3 protein-coding genes are annotated in these 3,111 nt (G+C 42.4%); all 3 read right to left on the bottom strand.

Going from position 1 to position 3,111, the window contains the following annotated elements:
* Nucleotides 1-553: 553 nt before the first annotated feature.
* Complete coding sequence (locus AC4MRQ_RS25420) at nucleotides 554-1,801, bottom strand: IS91 family transposase (RefSeq protein WP_491200542.1); 1,248 nt, start codon at nucleotides 1,799-1,801, stop codon at nucleotides 554-556.
* Between the two features lie 2 nt (nucleotides 1,802-1,803).
* Complete coding sequence (locus AC4MRQ_RS25415) at nucleotides 1,804-2,667, bottom strand: site-specific integrase (RefSeq protein WP_491200541.1); 864 nt, start codon at nucleotides 2,665-2,667, stop codon at nucleotides 1,804-1,806.
* A gap of 217 nt (nucleotides 2,668-2,884) precedes the next feature.
* The coding region (locus AC4MRQ_RS25410; RefSeq protein ID WP_491200540.1) for a hypothetical protein at nucleotides 2,885-3,111 on the bottom strand (227 nt) is incomplete at its 5' end.

Genomic DNA, 3,111 nt, shown 5'->3' with positions numbered 1-3,111 from the left:
GATAAGGTCATCACCTTCCGAATACCGGGCAACCGCTCCATTGGCCCAAATGATGGCATATTCATCGACCCAGCCATCAATGCCCACGATGGGGCCACGGGTCACAAGATAGGGATTTTCGTAGTAGGATATAGGTTCGTGGACCGTATAGAGTTTAATGCGAAATGCTGTTCAGGGAAAAGGCGTTCATTTCTAAAACCCACTTTGTTTTGGGGTGTTATCTGAGGACTAGAGTAAGGTTGCGTTTCGTATTAAACACGAAGGGCGGAACCGTTTCGCGGTGCTGCGTGACCTTGCTGTAGAATCAATCCTTTATCTCTATGGGGATTGTAATAATCATCGATTGTTTTTCGAGGAATAATTTTACATAATCTGTTTAGCCATTTTGAGTAGAAGCAAATTGATATACTGTCATTTTGGTTTGGCTGGATGCTAAAATATTCTTCAGTATAACTTCTTATACTGCATTTGTTGCAACAGGTATGTACCAGGACTGATATCCTGTTAAAGGATGTTAATGTAAAAAACAAATATATATTGATTATGACTCTGATCATGAGGTATCCAGTGGTTGAATAATGAGTGGCCCTTTTGAAATACATAACACAGGTGGAAGCTCTTTAATTCGTTTCATTTGCCCTTGCTTACAACGGGGGCACTCCGTGATATCCACACCGGTTAGCTGCAGCATTTTATCTTGCGTTGAAAGATCTGGAGTATTAGGAGGATCAGGGCATAGACCGAGTAGTTTCCGACATTTTGCCAGGCTTTGCTTCTTGCAACGATTAGCAAGGAAGCCATAATGACGGATACGCATGTAGGCGTCGGGAAGCACATGCAGCAGAAACCGGTGAATGAATTTATGTGCAGTTATGGTCATATATTTGCATTTGTCATTATTGCTGCGGTCTCCATAGCGGAAAGTGATGTGATTACCTTCAATATTTGTAATGCGATGATTGGCAATAGCAACACGATGTGTATAGCGACCAAGATAATCAAAGACCTTTTCAGGACCATTGAACGGTGCTTTGGAATAGACAATCCATTCCTTTTTCCAGAGTTGTTTGATTAACTGTAAAAAGTTTTCTTCCGTAGCAAAGTCGGCTAATTTCCCAGGAAATATTATTTTCCCTTTAGCAAATGCCTTATTGAGTTCATCAATAAATTTGCCCCGAAATACTTTTGAAAGTGCCTTCACCGGAAACAGGAAATTCTTCCGTGCAGAGATCCAGCTCTTTTCATCAAATGCTAATACACCTGCTGGGATGACACAATGTAAATGGAAATGACTGAGTAATTTCTGGTCCCACGTGTGCAGGATCGCCGTAAATCCGATTTTCCCTCCCAGACCGTGCTTTGGATCGCCGGCAAATTCCTGCAAGGTTTCTGCCACCGTCTTGAACAAAATGTCAAAAACGACTTTCTTGTTGCATAATGTAATTTGATTGAGTTCGTGAGGGATGGTAAAAACATTGTGAAAATACTCTACCGGCAGCAATTCATCTTTTCGTTTTTCGAGCCACTCGGCTTTAGCCAAAGCCTGGCATTTCGGACAATGGCGGTTACGACAGGAATTATAGGCATATCTTTCATGTCCACATGAATCACATTGTTCAAGATGTCCACCAAGTTCGGATGTGCGACAAGTTTCGATGGCACGCATTATTTTGCGATGAGTAATTGGCAAAGAAAAGTTACGGCGGTAGAGTGGGCCGTGTACTCGAAAGATATCAGCTATTTCGTAACGTGGTCTTGTGGTTCTACCTTTTCCTGTTGCTGTTATGGCAGCAGGTAACACCGTTAACAGCTACCAATATCTCTGCTGTGCTGGGTGCTCAACAGGTCCAGCGGGCTTTTAGTTCCCTGTATTGACTTGCTGGTTACTTGAAGATAACGTGCAGTTGTGAGAATAGAACGATGGCCCATTAGTAGCTGGATGGTACGAATATCTTCACCCGCTTCCAGTAGATGAGTGGCAAAACAGTGGCGTAATGTGTGTATTCCGCCATTCCGCTTGATTTCAGCTTTGTTGACAGCTTTGGTATAAACTTTTTGAACCATGCGCACACACATGGGTTGATCTTTGCGAATTCCAGGAAACAGCCATACTGCAGGACGTATGATTTTCCAGTAATTTCTCAGTTCCGTTAATAAACGCTTTGATAAAAGGGTATACCGGTCTTTCATGCCCTTGCCTTGCTCTACTCGAATCATCATCCGATCAGTCTGGATGTCGGTCAGTTTTAATCGAACAACCTCACTGGCTCGGAGGCCACCACCATATGCAGTCATCAAAATCACCTTATGCTTGGGATTGCGTACAGCATCGAAAAGCCTCTTGATTTCATCGTGGCTTAAAATGTCTGGAAGGCATGAAGTGCTTTTAATAGGTGGAATGGGTACACTTGTCTGATCAAGTCCAAGCGTAACGGTATAGAAAAACCGAAGCGCTGTGATTATGGTATGACAAGTGCCCACAGCAAGCTCACGGTCCTTTAGAAGATGCAAAATATAATCTTGTATCTGTACTGGGCTTATGGTCTCCGGTGATTGATGAAAATGTTTTGCTAAACCCGCGACCGCTGCAAGATAGCTTTGTTGTGTTCCAGATGCGAAATTTCGCAGTTGCATGTCCCTTGTCATTTTTTTACGTAAAGGTGTCATAATACTTCCTTTCTGTTTAATGCCACAAAAATAAAGACTTACGATGAGTGATGTTACAGTGGCATTATATCGAAAGAGAAGAAATAATGAAATTGAGGACGACTATTTCAGCATAACTGAAAATTGTGCTGGATTATGAGATGGGCTCTTGGGAACAGTAAGGTTAAACCACCGCGAAGCGGTTTAGTTCTTCTGACTTAAATTGGTATCAATCACATCAGCATGGCTCTGTAAGACCAGAACACTTGTGGCGATAACTGCCAATATCAGTATGGTGCATATGTAGTTTTTGGTTTTCATCTTTATCCTCCAGGTAAATTAACTGGTACATTTTTTCTAGCGCTATTTTTAGGTCCGGCAGCATGACATCAGCATAAACTTGTGTAGTGGTAATTCGGGCATGGCCCAGTTGTTTTTGCACCAGCCGCAAATTATAGTTACTGG

The sequence above is a fragment of the Carboxylicivirga sp. genome (genome assembly GCF_982718395.1).
The sequence above is the reverse complement of the archived record's forward strand: the minus strand, read 5'-3'. Positions and strand labels throughout refer to the sequence as shown.